Annotated in this window: 2 protein-coding genes; both read left to right on the forward strand. The window is 36.9% G+C overall.

The genetic code is table 11. The features are described 5' to 3' along the window. Positions 1–436 (forward strand): ATP-grasp domain-containing protein (locus FUA24_RS03935; RefSeq protein ID WP_148540150.1); only part of this gene is annotated, 436 nt, incomplete at its 5' end. A gap of 88 nt (positions 437–524) precedes the next feature. Next, positions 525–881: 5-(carboxyamino)imidazole ribonucleotide mutase (gene purE, locus FUA24_RS03940; protein ID WP_148540151.1), on the forward strand; the 357-nt coding region annotated here is incomplete at its 3' end.

Below are 881 nucleotides of genomic sequence, written 5' to 3' on the forward strand. Positions count from 1 at the left end.
AAAAGTATCTGAAGCATTTAACCATGTTGGGCTTTTGGCCGTTGAAATGTTTCAAACTGAAAATGATGACATTTTGGTTAACGAGGTAGCCCCAAGACCTCACAACTCTGGGCACCAAACTATTGAAGCTAGTTACACATCACAATTTGAGCAACACATACGTGCCATTTTAAATTTACCTCTTGGCAGAACCGATAGTAAAGTTGGTGGCGTTATGGTAAACCTTGTTGGTGCTGAGGGTTTTACAGGCAATGTGGTATACCAAAATATTGAAACCATTATGCAAATGGATGGCGTTACACCGCACATTTATGGAAAAAAAGAAACCAGACCGTTTAGAAAAATGGGGCACGTTACCATTGTAAATGAAAATTTAAATGAAGCCAGACGTGTTGCCGAAGAAGTTAAAAAATCCATTAAAGTAATAAGCGAATAAATTACAATAAACAACCATTAAATTACTAAAAATTGCCCAAGTAAATTTAAAATTTAATGTTTGAATATTTAGAACTTAAAATTTAGTTATGAGTAAAATAGGCGTAATTATGGGAAGCAAAAGTGATCTTCCTGTTATGCAAGATGCTATAGACATCTTAAAAGGGTTTGATATTGAAGTTGAAGTAGATATAGTATCTGCACACCGTACTCCCGAAAAGTTATTTGACTACGGAAAAAATGCGCACTCGCGTGGTTTTTCAGTAATAATTGCTGGTGCAGGTGGTGCTGCACATTTACCTGGTATGATAGCCTCATTATCACCTTTACCTGTTATTGGTGTGCCTGTAAAAAGCAGCAATTCAATTGACGGATGGGACTCTGTTTTATCTATTCTACAAATGCCTGGTGGTGTACCTGTTGCTACAGTAGCTTTAAACGGCGCT

It is taken from the genome of Seonamhaeicola marinus, from assembly GCF_008085455.1.